Consider the following 329-nt stretch of genomic DNA (forward strand, 5'->3'; position numbering starts at 1 on the left):
GTTCGAGAACCGCACTCTGGGTACCAGTGCACGTCAATGATCCCAGCACACCACTAAGCTCGACGAGCTTTTCTTGGTCGGCACGTATACGGCACGATTCATTTTCGTACATGTTGCCCTTTGCCCGTTGCTCCGCGCGCTCTTCCAACTCAACTACGTCAAAACCCGTCATCGTCGTGATCATTGCTGCTCTCCAAGTTGCGCCCACTGGCGCTCAAAATTGCGGTACCGCGCGTCACGTGACGTGTCGATGCCCCACATATTAATCATGATGGTAACAGCCAGCCGATTTGCCTGTTCGTGACCCATCGATCTGCGCAGCGTTGACG

1 protein-coding gene is annotated in these 329 nt (G+C 54.7%); it reads right to left on the bottom strand.

Features of this window, described 5'->3' with window-relative positions; genetic code table 11:
* The coding region (locus AC1RO3_RS08955; protein WP_481764076.1) for a hypothetical protein at positions 1-184 on the bottom strand (184 nt) is incomplete at its 3' end.
* Between the last annotated feature and the right edge of the window lie 145 nt (positions 185-329).

This window comes from Dellaglioa sp. CoH-57-MRSF-19 (assembly GCF_056781975.1).